Raw genomic sequence first — 21,249 nt, forward strand, 5'->3', positions numbered from 1 at the left:
TGTGCTGTAGACGAATTGGAGAGCCCATGAGCGAGGCCGAGGCGGAGCAGACCGCCGTGCCGCTGGACAGTGTGGACCGCGACATCATCCGCGAGCTCACCACGGACGGGCGCATGTCCATCACGCAGGTGGCCGAGAACGTGCACATCAGCCGCGCCCACGCGTATTCCCGCATTGCGCGGCTCACTGGCGAGGGCGTGCTGACCAAGTTCACGGCCCTGGTGGATCCGATCAAAGCCGGCTTGCGATCGTCCGCGTATGTGACGTTGAAGGTGCAGCAGCATTCCTGGCGGGAGTTGAAGGAACAGCTGCGGGCCATCCCGGAGATCCACCACATCGCCTTGGTGGGCGGCGACTTCGACGTCATCCTCCTGGTCCGCGCCACCGACAACATCCACCTCCGCCGCGTGATCTTCGATCAGCTGCAGTCCATGGAGGGCATCCTGGATACCCAGACTTTCCTGGTGTTCGAAGACGTTGATACCCGGTGACCTTCCGACGGAAAGTCACCTGGACGGTTGTTGCTGCCATGCTCGCAGGGCTGTTGTGGCTGATGGCCGCCTACCACCTCTTCCACAACCCGCCCCACGCCACTCCCCAGCGGACCGACGCGATTGTGGTGTTGGGCGGCATGAGCAGCGAACGCCTCCCGGAGGGCTTGGCTTTGCGGGAGCAGTTGGACATTCCGGACCTGGTGGTGGTCACCACGGGATTGCCCGCCAACGCCGGTTCGGATCAGTTTTGTGAAGCGCACGACGGCGATGCTCACCTTGACTGCTTCCGTCCGGATCCGCTGAACACCAGGGGTGAAGCCGCCCATCTGCGGGACCTTGCCGCGGAGCGCGGCTGGAAGTCGGTGACTGTGGTGACGTCCGACTATCACCTGCTCCGGGCAGGCACCTTGATGAAGCAATGCATAGCCGCCGACGTGCACATGGTGGGCAGCAAACCGCAGCTCTCCCCCGCCGGCTGGCTTTGGCGCTTCGTGGTGGAAACAGGTGGTCTGTTCGATGTCTGGCTACGCCCTGAATGCTAAGGGTTCTGGTGAATTCTGCTTGCTTGTGAACGGCTAGGATTGCACTAGTTTCGGGCGCCTTCGGGCCGGTCTTTTTGGGGGAAAACGTGCACACCATCATGCCTATCTTTGGGACCCGACCGGAAGCCATCAAGATGGCTCCAATTGTCCGTGCACTGATGGAGTCGGAGCTCTTCGAGTGCGTAGTGACGGTCACGGGCCAGCACCGGGAAATGCTGGATCAGGTCAACGAGCTTTTTGGGATCACCCCTGACCACGACCTCAACATTCTTCAGCCGGGCCAGTCCCTGACGGACATCATGACCCGCACCATGAGTGGGCTCGACTCCCTGTTTGCTGCTGGAAAGCCGGATGCGGTGATCGTCCAGGGTGACACCACTACCTCAACTGCCGGCGCCATCGCCGCTTTCTATCACGGCATTCCCGTGGTCCACGTGGAGGCCGGCCTCCGCAGCGGGAACCTGCTCTCCCCTTTCCCGGAAGAAGCCAACCGGAAGATCACCAGCCAGATCGCATCCCTGCACCTGGCTCCGACCACTACCAGTCGGGCCAACCTGCTGGCCGAGGGTGTTGCTGCTGCAGACATCGTGGTCACCGGAAATTCAGTGATCGACGCATTGCTGACCACCGTGGACAAGCAAGTGCCTTTCTCTGACCCTGCGTTGGAGTCGCTTGCTGTGAGTGGCCGCCGCATTCTTCTGGTCACCACGCACCGCCGCGAGAACCAAGGTGATGCCATGCGCGGAGTGGGCCGGGCCCTTGCCCGCATTGCCGCCGCCGAGCCCGAGCTGACGATCGTTCTGCCGGCCCACAAGAACCCCGTGGTCCGCGAGGCCGTGTTACCTGCATTGGAAGGGAAGCCGAACGTTCTGGTTACGGAGCCTTTGGCCTACGGCGAGTTCACCCGCATGCTCTCCCTGGCCCACGTTGTCCTGACCGACTCGGGCGGAGTCCAGGAAGAAGCACCGAGCCTGGGCAAGCCTGTGCTGGTGATGCGCGACAACACCGAACGCCCCGAAGCCGTGGAAGCCGGCACCGTTGCGTTGATCGGCACGGACGAGGAGCGGATTGTTACCGAGGTGAGCCGGCTGCTTCACGATGCTTCGCATTTTGAGGCCATGGCGAATGCCGTGAACCCTTATGGGGACGGGTTGGCGTCAGAGCGAACAATCGCTGCGATTGCTGAGCTGCTGGGAGTGGGCAGGCGTGTGGAGGAGTTCGGGATGGAGGCAGCTAGGTAGCGGACCGCCTACCGCCGCGACGGCCCCCGCAGTCCTTAGAGGCGACGTCCAGCGCCCCACCGAGCTCCTCTGGGTTCTTTGGGACTGGGTTCTCCACATGCCGAAGCCTGGCTACTGCCATGCCGGATTCTCTTCTTGATATGACGACGCCCAGAGTAGAGGGATCCTGCCGTGCTCGTACTAGCGCTGGACACCGACCTGCAGCATGATGTTGTTGCCGGGCAACGGGTCATCATTCCCTAAATCGGCGTAATGTGCCGAGACCCGCAGTGGCTTCTGCAAGCACGCGTGGGAAAGGAATCACCGCCGGGACGAGGCCAATGCCTAATGAGTTGAGACAGTGACTGTTTCCACCGCTTGTTCCGCTTCGGCTGCCGCATCGGAGGAGACCCCCGGTGGGCGGGTACAATTGCCGAGACCGCACGAATATTGCCCTTCTGGAAGCAAGCCATGCGCGATTGCCAGAAATCAACAAGGGGGACCCCAGTTTGGACTTACGCGATTATATGCGCATCGTTCGCCGCAATTGGCTAGTGATCACCGCCGCTGCGCTTGTGGGACTGCTTTGTGGGGGTGCGGCTTCCGTACTCGTTCGGCCAACGTACATCGCGGAAGCCCGTCTCTTTGTTGCCATCCAGGGCTCTGGATCCGTACAGGAGCTCCAGCAAGGAAACACGTTTAGCCAGGCTCGAGTTCAGTCCTACGTCAAGACGGTGGATTCGCCAGTAGTCCTCCAACCCGTAATCGACTCGTTGGGTTTGGATCTATCTCCAGATGAGCTGGCTACGCAGATCAAGGCCACTACGGATCTGAATACCGTTTTGATAAACATTAGCGTCTCGGATAACTCGCCTGTCGAAGCGGCCGCTATCGCTCAAGCTGTCGCCAACAGTTTGGTTAAAGCTGTCGATCAGCTAGAAAAGCCCAAGTCCGGCGGTACGTCTCCGGTCAGCCTTTCAATAATCACACCTGCCAGTGCCCCGACCTCCCCTTCTGCTCCCAATACTCGAATGAACCTAGTGCTAGGACTGGTACTAGGACTGGCCATTGGCGTTGGGATCGCTCTATTGAGAACGATCCTTGATAATCGAATCCGCGGCGAGCTTGACCTTCGACGAGTGACTCAGGTTCCGCTGCTTGGAGGGATCTCATTCTCCCAAGATGCCGTCAAGAAGCCCCTGATAACGCAAGCTGCACCGCAAAGCCCTCGTTCTGAAGCCTTTAGGCAGCTCCGAACCAATCTTCAATTCGCTAATGTTTCCGGCAAAGCGAAGTCAGTTTTGGTCACTTCTTCCCTTCCAGGCGAGGGTAAGAGCACCACAGCGTCCAATCTTGCGATCGCTATGGCACAAGCTGGGCAATCCGTCTGTCTAGTTGATGCAGACCTTCGACGTCCCATGGTGAATGAGTATCTGAGCTTGGACAGAAACGTAGGTCTCACCACGGTTTTGGTCGGACAGGCCGATGTAAACGATGTCTTGCAGCCGTGGGGTGACAACAACCTCTACGTGATTACGTCCGGCCAGATTCCTCCGAACCCGAGTGAACTCCTAGGTTCAGAGGAAATGGAGGCGCTACTCCGAAGACTGGAAAATGCGTTTGATGCTGTCATTATCGATGCCCCGCCCCTGCTGCCCGTCACGGACGCAGCCGTCTTGGCGCCGAATGTCGGCGGAGTGGTAGTCGTCGTTGGAACGGAAAAAATTAAGCATCACGACTTAGAGAAGTCGCTCAAGGCGTTAGAGATGGTGAAGGCTGAACTCCTGGGTGTAGTACTCAACCGGCTCCCTGCAAAGGGGCCGGATGCGTACGCGTACAGCTATTACAGCTACACTTCCGGCGATGCGGCCTCGCGCTCCGCAAAAGGACAAAGCCGTGACCAAAGCCGGGTCTCTTCCGGCACAGTCCAATCAGCCGAAGGAACGCCCGGACACCACTACCCTGCGGCACGTGTCGAGTCAGCAGGAAGATAATCAATACGTGCGGAAGCCCGAATAGTTGAATTAGTTCGCAAGTAAGGAGAGCCAAAGCCACCTCAGGGCGAGGTTGCCGATCTTGGAGCGAGGCCTGTGCAAAACTGTTGAGCGATAATTGTCTGGACTCACCGATCACTGAGCTCGTACCCTGGATAGCGCCGGACACACTTCGCGGATCTCAATTGCGAGCCTTTTAGAGCTTCGGCCAGCTTTCGAGCTTGTCCCACCAGCGCAAGTAATTTGCGGAACCTTAGTATCCGGAGCCGCACTGAGACTCTCACGGGTTATCAGAGTTCTTTGCCTGGCCTGTCCGGCTCTCGCCTAGCTCGCACATTTAAGGCGACGAAGACAGCGGCTGCCCTCCTGATCGAATCAATGCCTGCACGGCCGCCAACTTGGTGGAGCATGCCAACCAGGGGTCGTCCGCTCTCCCGTCCTACCGACGCTAATATTTGCCCTCGTCAGCAGCGGGCTCTAAGCAGTTGTAGCGCACGTTGGCGGGAGGACGTTGCAAGATAGACGAGTAGCCAAATCAAATGGAAGGATTCGTGGAGGTCCTACGAAGAAATCGCAGGATTCTTGGCACTAGCACTCTCCATTCGCGTGAGACCACCTGGCCCGTTCACGTCCTTAGATAGGCTTCTGTTGCTAATGTCGAAGCATTAGTCATGCTGCGAGCTGCCGTCGCCGGCACCCGGTTTTCGTCATTCCCGCACTACTAGCATCCCAAGCGATAGGAGTCGTGATTGTCGTCGCTCCAATAGCACCACCTGGATGATCGTCTTCACTCCTCGGGCTGACGTCAATTATCCAGCTTCTTTCCCCTTGCCACTTCACATCTGGCATCTAGCCGCAGCGGACGCCAAATCTGGCAAGCGAAGACGCCCCGCGATTATGCTCAATCTTTGAGTTTTTCAGGTCAGGTCTCGTTCACTATTGGCTCTGATCCAACACGGGATTATCGGCAAGATGTTGACTCGGGGGCCACCAAACGATGTCATGCAAGTGGCTGTACTCTTCACTGGCGGCATTGGCGGTGTCGGCCGGCGGCGCCAACGTTATTAGGCGTGGTCGAAGTGCCCACGCCTAACGCTCACGGCACTTTCCAGCCGTCGAACACAAGGCCACATACGCGCCGAACCGGTTCGCGATCAACCCAGTCCGCTAAATATCCTCCGAGCCGGAAGTAAGTAGGCCAAAGGAAACGCAGCGGCGCTGAGAGTGAATCCTGCCACTAAGCTCCATGCCGCACCTCCGAAATAATAACCGACTATAAACCCGATCCAACTTGATAGGACCACAAACATGCGTGCCTTGGTGACAAGCCGATTGTGACCCAGCAATCTCAGAACTACGCCTTGAATCCCCGCCCCACTCGAAGCGACAGCAACGAATCCAACGGCAACACAGGCCACTGCGAGCTCACTCGCATTTACACCGGAGAGGGGCGGCGTCAAATACGCCACTACAAAGAACACCCCCAGAACTACAGCAGACGAAAAAGCTGTGAGCCGCCAGGCGAGTCTAGTTCCTGTAGCCGCCAGCTTTCTGGAACTGTACCGTTCGTCATTTGCCGCATTAGCGATAACCGTACTAGAGGCGGAAGCAAATACGAGATTTAGGGGTCCCAGTATTGTCTGCGCGACACGGAAACCCCCTACAATGCCACTGACGGACAATGCACCAATAATCAGAATTGGCAAAGTCGTATTTATTTGACTCACACCATAGTCAACCCCTTGAAGGAGCGCATCTCTTTTGTATATGCCGTAAGGAGTCCATACATCTATTCTGCCCATTCTGATTGTTAGAAAAAGCAGGGGCAGAATGCACGAGAAGGCTAGAAGGGCCTGGAACAGCAAGCCGTCTTGGGTCTGCGCAATGAGCCCAACCAGAAGAACTAAGATGAACCGGATTATGTCAGCAATCGCCACACTCCATCTACGGTCAATTGAGAGGCACCGAAAACGAGCCCAGTCGAAGCCCACGGAAAAAACGTTGGCCGCAAAGACTATTGCCAGTTTCCAAACCTCTTCGTGAGAAACAAACACAGCCGCGGCGGGCACGAGTAAAGAAGCGGAAAGACTGGCGGTGACCGCATATCGGAACGGAACTCTGGCGAGCTTGTCAGTGCGCTGCCGAATAAGTGCAGGCTGCCATAATATTGCTCGAGCCAAACTCACTGAAACGATGGACAGCATGTTGACAATGGAGAAGAGTGTAAATGCAGATGATGACATCCAAGTCGTGGCAAGCAGTGTGGGAACCGCACCCGAAAGACTCGAGGCCATCTGGGACAAGAGAATCGGACTCGTGGCCAACTTGATTAAACGTCGAATTTTCTTCCCCTATGGACCGATAGCGATCTGGCCACGTGTCAAGTCGTGAAGCGCTGTGACGTTGGAGATCATCCCACTCGGCCAATGCCTAGCCTAGGCGATGCCGGCTTCCTGGGCCACATCCGCCCACAGTAGGACGAGTCAATTGTTAGACCTGAGATCAGTAATCCATAATCAGTAGCGAACAGTGAAGCCGGAACTCTTCGCCCAAGATGTCTAGCGAATCACGTACCAAGGAGTAGGACCCCATGAAGTCTGATGAACTCGCAATTTACCTCACGGTTCTGCCTTTTTATAGGCAAGCATGTATGGAAGCACTCACCGACCTTTCCCCTAGTCCGGTGGCTCTCTTTGCAGGGCCACAACAGCTCGGTGGCTCCGTCAGGACAGGAATCGGGAAGGAGCTCTACACGCCACTACGGTCCCTGACCGTACTTAACCGAGCATTTTTTCTCACCGGCCACTTGACCCATGCGGTCAGAGCAAAAAGCTTAATTCTCGACCTCAATCCTCGATGCCTGTCGGCCTGGATATTGCTCGGTCTGCGCCGCGTGCTAGGCAAAAGAACCCTCGTGTGGGGGCATTTGCACCCGCGAGCGGGAGCATCAAGCAGAACGGCAGGACTGCGCCGACTCATGCGGTCTTTGGCCCACGGAACCGTACTCTACGGATACGACAGTGTTCAACCTGCACGCAAAGAGCTGCCAAATCAGCCTGTATGGGTGGCACCTAATGCTCTCTATAACGAAAGGGACATCACTCCTCCGTCGCGCCAATCCGAAGCTAACGAGATTCTGTACGTTGGAAGGCTTGTGACTGAAAAGAAGGTTGATCTACTGATTAGAGCCTTCGCCGTCTTCGCACGGATTAATACGGAAGCCCACCTGACCATCATCGGTGAAGGTGAAGAACGTGCCGGACTTGAACAACTAGCACGGAGCCTGGGATGCGTCGCCCGGATCAAGTTCAAGGGAGCAGTGACCTCTGTGACCGATCTCAGAAGCGCGTATGCCAAAGCGCGCTTCTCCGTCTCACCCGGTTATGTGGGGCTCAGCTTGACGCAGAGCCTCGGGTTCGGGACCCCAATGCTAGTCGCGAATGATGAACCACATGCACCAGAGATCGAACTCGAAAAGTTTGGTGGCGTCATTCGATTTACAGAAAACGATCCCGAAGCTCTTGCAGCTTGCATGAACAATCTTTGGCTAAACGACGGGCTCCCTTCGAGGGAGTCGCTCGCATCCTCGGTGCGTAGCTTCTATTCGGCGGAGACCATGGCCCAAGGACTTCTGAGCAGTCTGGTCAACGAGACCCAACAACTAAACAAAGAGGGATGGCCCCGTGAAGTCAACGAGCAGTAGTTCGCGGAGTCGCATTCCGGCTCCCGCCCAAACACTGGTTCGGCGAGTCCTTAACCGGCTGGCCATTGGGAACAACGTGTCCGTTGGGACGGATTTCAGAGCTGGAATTGGTACTCGTATCAACTCCCTTCATGGCCTAACAGTGGGTCACTCAGTGTCCATTGGGCCAGGTTCCCTAGTCGAAGTCGACGGCCAGCTCGGCGACTTCGTGCTCATCGCCCGGAACGTGCAAATCGTCGGGCGCAACGATCATTCAATTGATGAAATTGGAGTTCCGATCGTGCGAGGGTTGTGGGTTGGCGACCGTCCTCAGTCCGAAGCGGACACGGTCCTGATCGAACGCGATGTCTGGGTGGGAGCTGCCGCCATAATTCTTGGAGGTGTGACCATCGGCGAGGGTAGCGTTGTCGGGGCGGGTTCTGTTGTAACCAGAGACGTTCCCCCGTACACGATCGTTGCCGGGGTTCCCGCGAGTGCGGTTGGTAAGCGCTTTGAGTCAGAGGACGAGCGTCGGCGACACTCCGAAGCGCTAGATGCCTTGTCGATCAAGTCTCCGAAAAAGCAAAGTTCAGAAAGTGAGCCTCGTGTCTGAATCTACGCAATCACTCAATCCCGGAGAAGGATACCCTGACTTGTCATCTACTTGTCGATCAACGGCACAACTCAAGATCGCCATACTGGGCATAAACTATGCGCCAGAGCCAACCGGAAATGCGCCGTACACATCGAGCCTGGCCGAAGGCCTTGTAGCCATGGGCCATCAAGTGACGGTAGTCACGGGGTATCCCCACTACCCTGAGTGGAGGCGCAACCCCAACTACACCGGCTGGAAGCACACCGAAGTGGTCAACGGGGTGAACGTGAAGCGTCTGCGACATTACGTGCCTAAAAGACCAACACTGGCTAACCGGATGCATATGGAATTAAGCTTCGGACTACGTCTCATGTTTTCGCGATGGGGCAAACCCGACGTTGTCCTGGTTATCAGTCCAGCCTTGTTCTCCAGCGGCATGGCCATAGCCCGAACAAAGTTAAGGCCGAACCGTCCTGCGGTTGGTCTCTGGGTACAGGACATTTACAGTCGAGGCGTTGCCGAGACGCGATCCGGAGGCAGTCTCATTGTGAATGCCATGGGAAAGCTCGAATCGGCAATACTGAAGGGCGCCGATGGCGTTACTGCGATCCATGAACGCTTTCGACAGTTCATGGTGGATTCCTTGTCTGTAGCGCCCGACCGAATTCGCGTTATTCGCAACTGGACGCATCTGCCCGCAGCTCCGACGAGCGGTCAGAAGGAACTGCGCGACAGGCTGAATTGGGCACCTGACGACATCGTCGTGCTCCATGCGGGCAACATGGGGATGAAACAAGGCTTGGAAAATGTCGTTGACGCCGCCAGGATCGCTGAGGAACGCAGCAGCCGGCTTCGGTTCGTACTCATGGGCGACGGAAACCAGCGCCAGCGTTTGGAGAAACTAGCTGAGGGGCTCCAAAGGATTGACTTTGTTGATCCCCTCCCAGGCGATGACTTTCAGGTTGCCCTGTCGGCGGCAGATTTTCTCTTAGTCAATGAGCTTCCGGGCGTTAAGGATATGGCTGTTCCCAGCAAGTTGACCTCATACTTCAACGCAGGCGTACCGGTTATAGCGGCTACAGACGCGGGAAGCGTGACCGCCGCTGAGATCGCAACATCCGGAGGCGGCCTTCGCGTTGATGCTGCAAGCCCGGCTCTCCTGGTGGACGAGATTGAAAAGCTCAGTCAGGAAACAGAACAGTCTCGCCGTCTTGCTGCTAACGGACTTAGGTTCAGAAGAGTCACATTGTCTGAAGACACAGCAATTGCCCACTATGATGAGTTCTTATCGACCATCGTCTCGGCCCGGAGCCGTTAGGTCCACCTCGTCTACGATTTTCATTCTCTTATTGGGGGATCATGGTAAAGCGCGCGCTCATAACAGGTATCACAGGTCAGGACGGTTCGTATCTCGCCGAGCTGCTCCTGAAGAAGGGCTATGAAGTCCACGGTCTGATTCGGCGAGCTTCCACATTCAATACGGCTCGAATCGACCACCTTTACGTCGATCCTCACGACCCTTCGGCCAAGCTCTTCCTTCACTATGGGGACCTAAGTGACGGTGCCCGTCTAGTGACGCTGCTTGCCGAGATCAAGCCGCACGAAGTCTACAACCTTGCAGCTCAGTCCCACGTCCGGGTTTCCTTTGATGAGCCCGAACACACTGGAGATACAACTGGCATAGGTTCCATACGGCTACTCGAGGCCGTACGGATGTCGGGTATTGAGACAAAGTACTACCAGGCCTCCTCATCCGAAATGTTCGGCGCGACACCTCCCCCCCAAAATGAGGAAACGCCTTTCTATCCGCGCTCACCCTACGGCGCCGCTAAGGTGTACAGCTACTGGGTGACGAAGAACTACCGGGAAGCGTACGGCATGTTCGCCGTCAACGGAATCCTGTTTAATCACGAGTCCCCGCGCCGCGGAGAAACCTTTGTCACGCGCAAGATTACGCGCGCCGTAGCCGCCATCAAGGCGGGTAAACAGGATTTGCTCTACATGGGTAACCTGGATGCCGTTCGCGACTGGGGCTACGCTGCGGAGTACGTCGAAGGAATGTGGCGCATGCTCCAAGTAGATGAGCCTGATGACTTCGTGCTCGCCACCGGCGGAAATTATACTGTCCGCGACTTCCTGCAAATCGCATTCGAGCATGCCGGACTGAACTGGGAAGATCACGTCCGCTTCGACGACAGGTATCTTAGGCCGACAGAAGTTGACGCTTTGGTTGGCGATGCTTCAAAGGCTCACGAAAAGCTCGGCTGGAAAGCGACGGTGGAAACGCCGGAGCTCGCTCGCATCATGGTTGATGCCGATATTGAGGCGCTCAAGCATGCCGGCAGCCATTGGATCGACGACGTGGACCTTGAAAGTTGGAACAACTGATGTCCGAACCTCTTGGTTACAAACCAAGTCCTCTCGACCGGGAAGCCGTTTTCTACGTGGCGGGCCACAGAGGCTTGGTTGGGTCCGCTATTTGGCGCAAACTCGAGTCGGAGGGTTTCGGTCGACTGATTGGTCGCACCTCGTCCGAACTAGATCTGACAGATCGCGATGCTGTCTTTACCTTCTTTGAGCAAAATAAGCCGCGCTATGTGGCACTCGCCGCTGCCAAAGTGGGCGGTATTCTTGCCAACAGCACATTCCCGGTTGACTTCCTCAGTGACAATCTGAGAATTCAAGTCAATGTCCTGGATGCTGCCCGAGAATATGAGACAGAACGACTGCTTTTCCTTGGGTCTTCATGCATATACCCGAAATTTGCTGAGCAGCCAATTAAGGAAGATTCTCTGCTGACCGGCCATTTGGAACCTACGAATGATGCTTACGCCGTAGCAAAGATTGCAGGGATAATGCACATCCAGGCCGTAAGACGTCAGTATGGTCTGCCATGGATTTCCGCAATGCCCACAAACCTGTACGGCCCAGCGGACAACTTTTCACCCTCAGGATCCCACGTACTGCCGGCGCTTATTCGACGCTTTGACGAGGCTTTGACATCAGGTGCGTCCTCTGTCACAAACTGGGGATCGGGATCGCCGCGCCGTGAATTTCTTCATGTCGACGACATGGCCTCAGCTTGCCTCCACCTGATGGAAAACTACGATGGCCCTGAACAAGTCAACGTCGGTACGGGCGCGGACGTAACGATCAAGGAGCTCGCTGAGATTGTCGCAGATGCTGTTGGTTACGTCGGAAGCATCGAATGGGATGCTTCCAAACCAGATGGAACGCCGAGGAAGCTTCTCGATGTCTCTCGTCTTGCGGCAGCAGGCTGGAAAGCCTCCATTGGCTTAGAAGAGGGCATTCGAGAAACTGTAGCTTGGTTCCGCTCCAATTCTGCACAGGTCCGTAACTAATCCTCGACAGATTTGCTCTTCCTATTACTGAAAATGGGGGCCTCCTTGAGTCGGGAGAAAAATTGGCAGGCACTGACGTCACGAAGGCTTCGTGTGGTGGATGCTTTCGTCATAGTCTGGGCAGTAGTCGGCGCTTACGTAATCCGCTTTGGGGCAGAGCCCGAGTTCGTGATCTCAGGACAAGAGCCTAATTACGCTTGGCTGTCTGTTGGTCTGGCCGTCGTATGGTGGTTCATGCTGGGCGCTTGGAATAGCAGGCAGAGCCGTGTTCTAGGAGCTGGGCCTGACGAATACAAACGTGTCGCGGCTGCCTCGCTTTGGCTCTTCGGGCTGGTGGCGATATTTTCGTACGTCTTTCGCATCGAGACTGCCAGGGGGTATGTAGGCATAGCATTGCCAGTAGGGCTTGTGGGCCTCTTGCTAGCGCGCTGGCTGCTTCGCCAACACCTGAGCGTAGCCAGACGGGGGGGCCAAAGCATGTCGCGCCTGCTATTGCTCGGTGGCCCGAGTGCGATCGCACATCTGGCTTCGTCACTTCATGGCGCGAAGCATTCGGGGTATCTCCCTGTGGCCGCATACACTCCTGGCGCAGCAGGCAACATGACGATAGAACCCGATTCGGGGCTACCGATCCTCGGGCATGAGCCTGACACGCATTCTGTTTTGGCAGCCATCGATAGCTGCCAGGCGGATGCTGTAGCCGTTTCTGCCGGCGTGCAACTACACCCTCAAACTATTCGACATCTCGGATGGGAACTCGCGGCTAGGAACATCGCTCTGATCATGGCACCCGCGCTGACAGACATTGCGGGCCCAAGAATCCACACACAACAGGTTGCCGGACTGCCACTAATTCACGTGACCACGCCAACCCTCGAAGGCGGCCAGCGCGTGGCAAAACGTCTCTTCGACATTGGCGTGTCCGGAATCCTCATAGTCCTTGTTGCGCCACTTCTGTCTATCATTGCGTTGCTGATCAAATTTGACAGCCGTGGTCCTGTTCTCTTCCGACAGGAGCGAGTAGGCAAGGAAGGTAAGCACTTCCAGATGCTGAAATTTAGGTCGATGGTTGTTGACGCAGAAGCACGGTTAGCTGATCTCAAGGGGCAGAATGAGGGTAGCGGTCTACTATTTAAGATTAGGAACGACCCTCGCATCACCCGGATTGGAAGCGTTCTCCGGCGTTACAGCTTGGACGAACTACCTCAGCTCTTCAATATCTTTACGGGTTCAATGAGTCTGGTTGGCCCGCGGCCCCCGCTTCCTCGAGAAGTAGCGGCCTACGAGCACGACGTCAGACGCCGCCTGCTGGTCAAACCCGGATTGACGGGTCTCTGGCAGGTTAGCGGACGATCCAATCTCTCGTGGCAGGATTCTGTTCGGTTGGACCTCTACTATGTCGAAAATTGGTCGCTGGCCGGTGATCTTGTGATCATTCTGCGCACTGTCCGTGCTGTTTTCAGCAGCTCGGGTGCCTACTAGCACATTATCGCGCGGAGAACTGCGGAAGGAATTGAAATGCGTATATCTGTAATCGGCTGCGGCTACCTTGGCGCTGTTCACGCTGCCTGCATGGCGAAACTAGGCCACGAGGTCGTTGGAATCGATGTTGACGCCCAAAAAATCGCGGACCTGTCGGCTGCAAAAGCCCCCTTCTACGAGCCCGGGCTGGACGTTCTCCTCGAGGACGTCCAGGAAACAGGTCGCCTGACTTTCACTACCGATATGTCCGCCGCTACCGGGAGTGATGTCCACTTCATCTGTGTCGGGACGCCCCAGAAAAAGGGCGAAAATGGCGCCAACATGAGCTACGTCGACGCAGCCATTTACGGCTTGCTGCCATATTTAGGTGCCGGAGAAGTCGTCGTCGGTAAATCAACCGTCCCTGTTGGTACTGCTGCCAGACTAGCTGTGCTGGTCGCCGAGCATGAACCGCAAGCTCATCTGGTGTGGAACCCAGAATTTCTCCGTGAGGGACACGCGGTCAACGACACTCTTCATCCTGATCGATTTGTCTATGGAGTAAGCGACGGTTTTGAGGAACATGTCGCTGTAGGAATTCTGGACGAGCTCTACGCGACTCCTTTGGCCAGCGGTACCCCTCGCCTGGTAACCGACCTCCCCACCGCCGAGTTGGTAAAGACGGCGGCGAACTCTTTTCTTGCAACTAAAATTTCTTTCATCAACGCCATGGCTGAACTTTGCGAAGCCGCAGGCGCAGACGTCACGCGCCTAGCAGACGCTATTGGTATGGATGACAGAATCGGCCGCAAGTTCCTCAACGCCGGAATTGGGTTCGGTGGAGGGTGTCTTCCCAAAGACATTCGCGCCTTCATGGCCAGGGCGGGCGAGCTTGGCGCGGATCAAGCTCTGACTTTCCTTCGTGAAGTTGATGCGATCAACATGCGCCGCAGAACAAGAGTCGTTGAACTGACGCGGGAACTCTGTGGGGACGGACTGCTTGGTAAACGGATCACCGTGCTCGGTGCTGCATTCAAGCCGGAAAGTGATGACGTGCGCGACTCGCCTGCTCTAAGCATTGCGGCGCAATTGCAGCTCCAAGGCGCTGTAGTGACGGTGACGGACCCTAAAGCCTTGGTGAACGCCTCGCGGCGTTTTCCTGAACTTCAATATGTACAAGACGTTGAGTCGGCACTCCGACATGCCGACATCGTATTGCTGCTGACGGAATGGCAGGAGTACCGGGAACTCGATCCCCATATGCTAAGCAGAATTGTGGCAAGCCCCCGTATTTTGGATGGCCGCAATGTCCTTGATCCTGCAAAGTGGAGAGCTGCCGGTTGGCAGTATCGCGGACTCGGACGGCCGTAGATGAACGCCAATGATGATGACACGTCGAAAGAGACGACTCACTCCACCCCCGCACTAGCCAGGAAGCCCAGCCGTGCCCAGCATCAACGCCGGCGCAGGGCCACAGCATACGTGTGGCTGGCAGCATTGGCCGTGACTGTCCTAGCTGTTACTGTCTGGCTTGGCGCGAAAGCGACGATTATCCAGACGGAACTGAAAGCAGCAAATGCGCTAATACCAACTCTGAAGTCTGAGATAAAGGCCAACAACGCCCTTCAGGCGGCAGAAACAGTCGACACACTCGTGAAACACACGAAGTCTGCCCGTGATGCCGCGGACGATCCGGTCTGGAAGGCCGCCGCTGTACTGCCATGGCTAGGACCCAATCTTCAGGCCGTCAGTGAGGCTTCTATCTCAGCAGACGACGTGGCTCGCCTCGGAGCCGCGCCACTCGTTGGGACATTTCAGTCTCTGGACTGGAAGTCACTCGCCCCCACCGCGGACGGAATGAACCTCGCCGCACTGCAATCAGCAGCGCCACAGGTTCAAGCTGCCGCCCATGCTGTAAGAGAATCCACAAGACGGCTAAATAGTATCGAGACGAACAATCTACTTCCGCAGGTTTCGGAACCATTGTTTGAAGCACGGTCGGGGTTAGCCTCACTCCAGGAAGATTTGGACACCGCTGCAGATGTTGCGCGCCTTGCGCCAAGCATGCTCGGTGCGGAGAAACCAAAGCGCTACCTGCTATTGATGCAGAACAACGCAGAATCGAGAGCGACCGGAGGTATACCCGGCGCAGTTGCCGTCCTCCATGTGGACAAAGGGCAACTGAAGTTGGAAGCCCAAACGAGCGCTGCAGCTTTGGGAGCCTTCACACCGCCAGTGGCAATCGGAGCAGAAGAACAGGTCATCTATTCCGCGAGAGTTGGCAAGTTCATGCAGGATGTCAACCTCACACCAGATTTTGCGACGACTGCCGAAACTGCAAAAGCTATGTGGGAAAAAAGATACGGCGAACCGCTTGATGGCGTTGTCTCCCTGGATCCGATTGCATTGAGCTTCATTCTGGAAGCCACGGGTCCGGTGCCACTGACTGACCCAGGCCTTTTGCAGATCGCGAACGATTTGCCTACTCAGCTAACCAGCAGGAATGTCGTCCAGACCTTGTTGTCGGACGCCTATGCCAAGATTAATGAACCGAAACTCCAGGACGTCTACTTCGCAGAAGCAGCAAAGGAGATATTCGGCGCGTTGTCCTCCGGGCAGACAGATCCAAAGAGGCTCATGGAAGCTCTCGCCAAGGGTGTTGAGGATCGTCGTATCCTTCTCTGGTCTGGCTCACCCGAAGAACAGGACACCATTGGTCGCTACAAGGTTGGTGGGAGAGTTTCCGGCCCCGTGATATCTCCTGCGGAGTTTGGCGTCTACTTCAACGATGGCACCGGCGCCAAGATGGACTACTGGATGAAACGATCAGTTCAGATAGTTAAGGACTGCACTCGTGACGGGTATAGGGAAGTTGACGTCAGAGTTACGAGCACTAACACGGCCCCAGCAGACGCTGCCCTAACTCTCCCGGCCTACGTCACAGGAGCTGGGATATTCGGGGTACCGGCTGGCACCGTACAGACAAATATCGTCGCCTATGGACCGGTGCAGTCCCATATTGACACGGTTCTTAAGGATGGCGACAAGATTCCGTTTGCAGCGCAAACCCATAACCAGCGGGCGGTGGGAACGTCCACGGTGCAGCTGGCACCAGGGCAAAGTATGGTCTTGGAGTTCAAATTCGGTCATATCGTTCAACTTTCAGAGCCAAAAATCGTTGTCACACCCACAACCCAGCCCGTTAAGGACGTGATCCAACCCGCAAACCTGTCAGCCTGTGAATAGGGCGGGACGTTCACGTTAATCCTTTGTAACGGGTATGGATTTTCTTTGCCGCTGGTTACCATCGAATGGTAAGTTCTATATGGGCAGCACACTGAGATTTCGCTTACGGTCACGTAGGGTCTCGGAAATCTCCAAACACCACGTCGTACCACCAAGGTCTCAGGGGGGACACACATGAGAAAATCTCTCGCAGCACTTACTCTCGCAGGTTCTATCGCACTACTCGGCGCAGTTCCGGCCGTAGCCAACAATGCCAACTACCCGGCACCAAACACGTCCGTTGCGGTCTCCGATGCCTCCGTGGCTCCCGGTGAAGCATTTGTCTTCAGCGGGACCGGCTTCACCCCAGGCGAAAGCATCACCATCACCGTTACGCCGACGGGTACGCCTGCCGCTAGTGGCAGCGTGTCCGCTGGCAGCCTGTCAGTTTCCGCACGTATCCCACTGGCCCCGTCGACTCTCGGGGCTACCGCTGATGGAAATGGCTCGTTCTCGGCCCCCATTGTCATCAACGAGCCTGGCGCATACGCAGTCACCGCTACCGGTAACTCCTCCGGCGTTACCGTTGGACCGGTCACAGTGGTCGTCGGCGGTGCCGCCCTCTCTAACACCGGCGGAAACGCCGGTGCTGGCACAGGGTTGGCAAACACCGGCGGCGTTCCGCTCGCGAACACCGGAGCTGACTCCAGCCTCATCCTCTGGTCCCTCGTAGGCGCAGGGGCTCTGGCAGCCGGCACGGCATCCGTCGTGGTAGCTCGCCGTCGCGCTAAGGGCACCGAGGTCTCTGCTTAATAGGTTCTGAACCACGTCAGGGTGGTTTGCCGACAATCTTATTGTCGGCAAACCACCCTGATTTGTTGTTTTCGTTTCCACAGGGAAGGCAACTGTGGTATCCATAGGAAATATGGGGCGACACTGGAGAAGGCGAAGGTGGCATACTGCGCGACGCTTCCCCGGGATGCGGAGAGTCCAGTTGCCCCGGGGTTTCGCACAATATGTACTGCTTGGGCTGCTGGCTATTGCGGCTATAGGCGTCAGTGCGTGGGCACTCATTCGAAGTTCTTGAGGAAACGCATGAAAAACCAATACCCCTGGCGAATAGCCCTGACAGCATATATGGCGGGCCTGGCATTGGTCGGTTTTTGGCCCAGCCCAATAGACCGACCAATTCTTGGTATGCTGAGTACTGTCCTGAAGCATCTCCATGGGCTCGGCATCCCTGCCTGGTTTGACTATTATTTCGTCGAGGCTTCAGCCAACGTAGCGATGTTCATTCCGCTTGGCTTTTTCGCTGCCAGGGCCCTACCAAGGAAGCCTTGGTGGCAACTAGCCGCCATGGGCTTGGTAGCCTCCCTGAGTATCGAGTTCGGACAGCTGCTATTTATCACTTCTCGTTTTTCAACCGTTTCAGATATTGTCACAAACACTTGTGGAGCTGTCTCAGGAGTAGTCTTCGCGCGCACGCTTGCTCGACTCAATGCAATCAAACCCTCCAAAACCTAGACCCCCTGATTTTGAAGCTACTTATCGTCGTCTTGGATCCCGAAGACGAGCCCGCTGCTCCGGCTTCGACGTGCGGCTGCGTGCCATAATTCCTGTTTGGACTAAATGGTACCCGCTCCCGGGGCAGCGACTACTGGTAGACTCCTGAAGCGAAATTTGCAAATGAGTGCCGCGACAGCTGGTCCATCCTGAAGACTGTATTCGTGGAGAAGGCAGGCACTGAGTAAGGCAGTCGGGACCACGGCATCGGTAGACGGCCCCAGCATTTGAGCTAGGACCGGTCATCTAGTCAATCTCTCCGGCAGTCCGTGGATTTCAGTGCAGATTCAGAGGTACTCGTACGAAGACCTCTAAATTACCAGGCTGCCGTTACTCAAGGGCCAGTTGCGGCACATGCATCGTCCACTGGAGAACCCACGACACAAGCACGTGCAGTAACCAAGGCATCCGTCGGTCCAACTCTGACCTCCGCCGCCTCCGAAAGCGGATAATCCGGCTGCATTTGTTAGCATCATCATGGGTTTCGGTCTGGCATAACGAGCACCTAGGACGGAAAACAAGGCAAACGCAGCGTCGAAGTTGCGCCTAAATTCAGGCACCGAGGCGAGCATTGGCAGTTATGGCGGCACCACCGCCGCCCGTTTATTCTGGGCGGCCTCGGACCGCTCAGGGTACGTTAACTCCCCGCGCAGGTCTACAGTCATCGCTGCGGACTTCATGGCGAACGAGTAAGGCCCTAATGCCTCTCGACCGAGGTTAGTGATCCACTGCTTATCGATTTGTATGAGTGTTCACCGGTACCGTATTGGTATTTTGGAAAGTAGCCTTAGGATAGGACAGGGCGGCACGCCTCAGTACAAATGTTGCCCAAACAGAGGTGTGCCGCCCTGCCAACTCGTTGGGCACGCTCGTACCCGAAAAATCAACTTCTAGTAATTAGCTGCGCGCTCTTGAAGGGACACGAAAAGTTCTTGCCTTACATAGACATCAACCCGCACAAGTCTGGGCCGAAGTGGCCCGCCTTCCTCGGACTTTCGATACTGCTCGCCGCAACCATTGCAATCGTGACTCTCGCGCTGACAGCCCATTAAGGCCGGCCCCTCTCACCCCCTGAGTCTGTCCACGACTCATCGCGGAAATGTACAGGTATCACTCGGCAGCCTGGGCACGCCGGGACTAACGGTGAATTTGCAGCCTATCGAGGGAACATGAGCTTATCGTGCTCCGCTGAGTATCACGACGGTAGCGGCGAGTTTTTCGCAGAGCCGAAGGTCCTTCTAAGCACAGAGGACCGTTCGTGCGATTTAGCATTAACGCGACCATGTCACATTACCGGTCGTTAGGTTCTGGTCCGACCTGGCGTCAAGTCGTACTCCTTGCCCGGCCTGCTCTGCAGCTCTGCCGGTATGCTCGCGTTCCTTCTGGCGTTCAAAACCTTGATGATGGCGTAGCCGATGATCAGCGTGTAGATGCACCACCACATGGTGTGGATCGTGTTCGTACGGGCAGCTACGAGCGCGAACGAACTGACGCTCACCACAGCGAACATCTGGAACGGTGAAAGACCTCGGTTGTAGACCCAGCGGTTCGCTATTGCCCGCATGCCCGCGCCGAAAGCGATGGAGCCTAGGAACACGAGGATGAACCCGCCGTCGAAGTAGAGAACGCCCGCCACTGAGGCGACAGGGCAGAACGGTTCCCCACATCCACCTCCGAATAGTCGGGTGATCATCTGATCGGAGAACGGCACTCCCGTGAGCTCGCCGATTCGGGTGAAAGATGGAATCGGCCGAGTAAAGAACTCCAAGAGCGTGCCCCTGCCTAATCCGTACTGGTCTCCGGACAGCCCTCGGGAGGCCACAGCGATGTAGTCGAACATCTCTGTGTCGTAAGACGCGAAAACCGGGCGCAGCACCCCGCCAATTCCTTCCTCTTGCAGGTACCGCCACGAAGCAGTCGCGAGGTTCTCGCCGACTCGCCGGGCTCCTGCGGCCCGAACCATTGGGACGATGGCGAGGAAGAGAATAGCTACCGCGCCGATGATGACGTGTCCCGCTTTGACTCGGACTGGCTTGCGAATGAGCGCAGCCAAGACGGGAAGAAGCATTGCCGGAATGATGAACCGGCGGGTTCCTAGTTGGGAGACCATGAGGATGCTCGCTGCTGTGCTACCGATAATGAGCGCCAAGTCGAAGAAGACCAACTGCCGGTCCTTGGCCCCGAGGATGAAGATGGCTGCCGCGATGGATCCTGCCAGGGGAATCATCATGACAATCTCCGGCACTCCTGCCAAAGCCACTTCGCTCGAGCGCCCCCCGGCGAGCTGACGAATAACGTCTGCCCCGGCGACGGCCATGAGAAGGGCGATGTAAGCACCAAGCCCGGCAACCGTCGCGAACACAAGCTTCCCCCGACTAAACGACCATCCATCGTAAGAACGCGGACCCGCCGATCGATTTTCAAGAGCTTGCAGCTTCGTCGGCCGCAGCCTGGCAAGAAAGACCCCCAACAGCAAACCAACGAGGCACGTCATACCGACGCCTAGGGCCAGCGACTCTTCGGCTTGATCGGGCAAGTAGAGGCCGTACCAGGCAGCTTCGTCAAACCGGTTGGTGAACACCGGCCGGATCGTGAAGATGGCGATAAGCATGATCGTCGCCATGGAATCTGGAGCGAGGAACCGGCCGAGGCCTCGATTGGGGTTGCTCCCCAGGACGTACGTCAGCGTCAGGGCAGCAACGAGGAATGAGGCGAATAGCATGAGAGACCTTCCCGGGGCAGACCCAGCTCTTGAACACGCTGCCCACAGGTGCCGAGTCTAGCTGTAGCTATAGGAACGCCGAAAGCGCCCCACCACCTGACGCTCAGGTGGTGGAAATTTGTGAAGGTTTCAACACCTTGGAAGGAGCGGGGAACACGTAGCTGGACAAGTGCCTTGAGATAGGCTGCCGAGCGATACGAGGGACCGGGGTTCGCACCATAGCGTGGAACGTGCTCACCGATCTCTGGACGAGACGGACTCCTGCCCGGCCGACGAGAGCAAAAGTCTTGATTTCGGACTAGATGGGCCCATCGTACGCTGGCACCGCCCCTGACAGGAGTGTGCGCACATAATCAGCCCATCTTCCCAGTCCCTATCCTCATCAGCGA

The 21,249-nt window shown here is 56.7% G+C and carries 16 protein-coding genes; 14 read left to right on the plus strand and 2 right to left on the minus strand.

Going from position 1 to position 21,249, the window contains the following annotated elements; all coding sequences use genetic code 11:
* The first annotated feature begins 26 nt into the window (after positions 1-26).
* From ACNAOU_RS17185 to ACNAOU_RS17200, 4 genes are all read left to right on the plus strand, one after another.
* Positions 27-491: an Lrp/AsnC family transcriptional regulator gene (locus tag ACNAOU_RS17185; protein ID WP_018776870.1), complete on the plus strand. Its 465-nt coding sequence runs from the start codon at positions 27-29 to the stop codon at positions 489-491.
* Positions 488-1,036: a YdcF family protein gene (locus ACNAOU_RS17190; protein WP_422757321.1), complete on the plus strand. Its 549-nt coding sequence runs from the start codon at positions 488-490 to the stop codon at positions 1,034-1,036. Before ACNAOU_RS17185 ends, ACNAOU_RS17190 begins: the two co-directional genes overlap by 4 nt.
* A 98-nt stretch (positions 1,037-1,134) precedes the next feature.
* Positions 1,135-2,277, plus strand: a complete 1,143-nt coding sequence (wecB, locus tag ACNAOU_RS17195; protein WP_422757322.1) for a non-hydrolyzing UDP-N-acetylglucosamine 2-epimerase — start codon at positions 1,135-1,137, stop codon at positions 2,275-2,277.
* 395 nt (positions 2,278-2,672) lie between these two features.
* Entirely contained in the window at positions 2,673-4,250 is a 1,578-nt protein-coding gene (locus ACNAOU_RS17200) for a polysaccharide biosynthesis tyrosine autokinase (RefSeq protein ID WP_422757323.1), read from the plus strand.
* A gap of 1,154 nt (positions 4,251-5,404) precedes the next feature.
* Here ACNAOU_RS17200 and ACNAOU_RS17205 read toward each other — a convergent pair.
* Positions 5,405-6,454 (minus strand): hypothetical protein, encoded by a 1,050-nt coding sequence (locus tag ACNAOU_RS17205; protein WP_422757324.1) that lies wholly within the window; start codon positions 6,452-6,454, stop codon positions 5,405-5,407.
* A gap of 386 nt (positions 6,455-6,840) precedes the next feature.
* Between ACNAOU_RS17205 and ACNAOU_RS17210 the strand changes: the two genes are divergently transcribed.
* The 10 genes from ACNAOU_RS17210 to ACNAOU_RS17255 all read left to right on the plus strand — a co-directional run bounded on the left by ACNAOU_RS17210 (position 6,841) and on the right by ACNAOU_RS17255 (position 18,099).
* Positions 6,841-7,953, plus strand: coding sequence for a glycosyltransferase (locus tag ACNAOU_RS17210; protein ID WP_422757325.1), 1,113 nt, complete (start codon positions 6,841-6,843; stop codon positions 7,951-7,953).
* Between the two features lie 154 nt (positions 7,954-8,107).
* Complete coding sequence (locus ACNAOU_RS17215) at positions 8,108-8,545, plus strand: DapH/DapD/GlmU-related protein (RefSeq protein WP_422757326.1); 438 nt, start codon at positions 8,108-8,110, stop codon at positions 8,543-8,545.
* Complete coding sequence (locus tag ACNAOU_RS17220) at positions 8,538-9,845, plus strand: glycosyltransferase family 4 protein (protein WP_422757327.1); 1,308 nt, start codon at positions 8,538-8,540, stop codon at positions 9,843-9,845. Before ACNAOU_RS17215 ends, ACNAOU_RS17220 begins: the two co-directional genes overlap by 8 nt.
* Positions 9,846-9,886: 41 nt before the next feature.
* Positions 9,887-10,915: a GDP-mannose 4,6-dehydratase gene (gene gmd / locus ACNAOU_RS17225; RefSeq protein ID WP_422757328.1), complete on the plus strand. Its 1,029-nt coding sequence runs from the start codon at positions 9,887-9,889 to the stop codon at positions 10,913-10,915.
* Positions 10,915-11,889, plus strand: coding sequence for a GDP-L-fucose synthase family protein (locus ACNAOU_RS17230; RefSeq protein WP_422757329.1), 975 nt, complete (start codon positions 10,915-10,917; stop codon positions 11,887-11,889). Before gmd ends, ACNAOU_RS17230 begins: the two co-directional genes overlap by 1 nt.
* 33 nt (positions 11,890-11,922) lie before the next feature.
* On the plus strand, positions 11,923-13,371 hold the full coding sequence (locus tag ACNAOU_RS17235; protein WP_422758691.1) for a sugar transferase: 1,449 nt from the start codon (positions 11,923-11,925) through the stop codon (positions 13,369-13,371).
* 36 nt (positions 13,372-13,407) lie between these two features.
* Positions 13,408-14,721: a UDP-glucose dehydrogenase family protein gene (locus ACNAOU_RS17240; protein ID WP_422757330.1), complete on the plus strand. Its 1,314-nt coding sequence runs from the start codon at positions 13,408-13,410 to the stop codon at positions 14,719-14,721.
* A 132-nt stretch (positions 14,722-14,853) separates the two neighbouring features.
* Positions 14,854-16,596, plus strand: coding sequence for a DUF4012 domain-containing protein (locus ACNAOU_RS17245; RefSeq protein WP_422757331.1), 1,743 nt, complete (start codon positions 14,854-14,856; stop codon positions 16,594-16,596).
* Positions 16,597-16,770: 174 nt separating this feature from the next.
* Positions 16,771-17,388 carry an LPXTG cell wall anchor domain-containing protein gene (locus tag ACNAOU_RS17250; protein WP_422757332.1) on the plus strand — a complete coding sequence of 206 codons (618 nt, stop codon included), beginning with the start codon at positions 16,771-16,773 and terminating at the stop codon, positions 17,386-17,388.
* A 282-nt stretch (positions 17,389-17,670) separates the two neighbouring features.
* Entirely contained in the window at positions 17,671-18,099 is a 429-nt protein-coding gene (locus tag ACNAOU_RS17255; RefSeq protein WP_422757333.1) for a VanZ family protein, read from the plus strand.
* A gap of 1,339 nt (positions 18,100-19,438) precedes the next feature.
* On the opposite strand, the gene ACNAOU_RS17260 is transcribed toward ACNAOU_RS17255, so the two are convergent.
* A complete protein-coding gene (locus tag ACNAOU_RS17260) occupies positions 19,439-20,860 on the minus strand; it encodes a hypothetical protein (RefSeq protein ID WP_422757334.1) in 1,422 nt (473 codons plus the stop codon).
* Positions 20,861-21,249: the final 389 nt, after the last annotated feature.

The sequence above is a fragment of the Paenarthrobacter sp. C1 genome, assembly GCF_049315185.1.
Classification (GTDB): Bacteria; Actinomycetota; Actinomycetes; order Actinomycetales; family Micrococcaceae; genus Arthrobacter; species Arthrobacter nicotinovorans.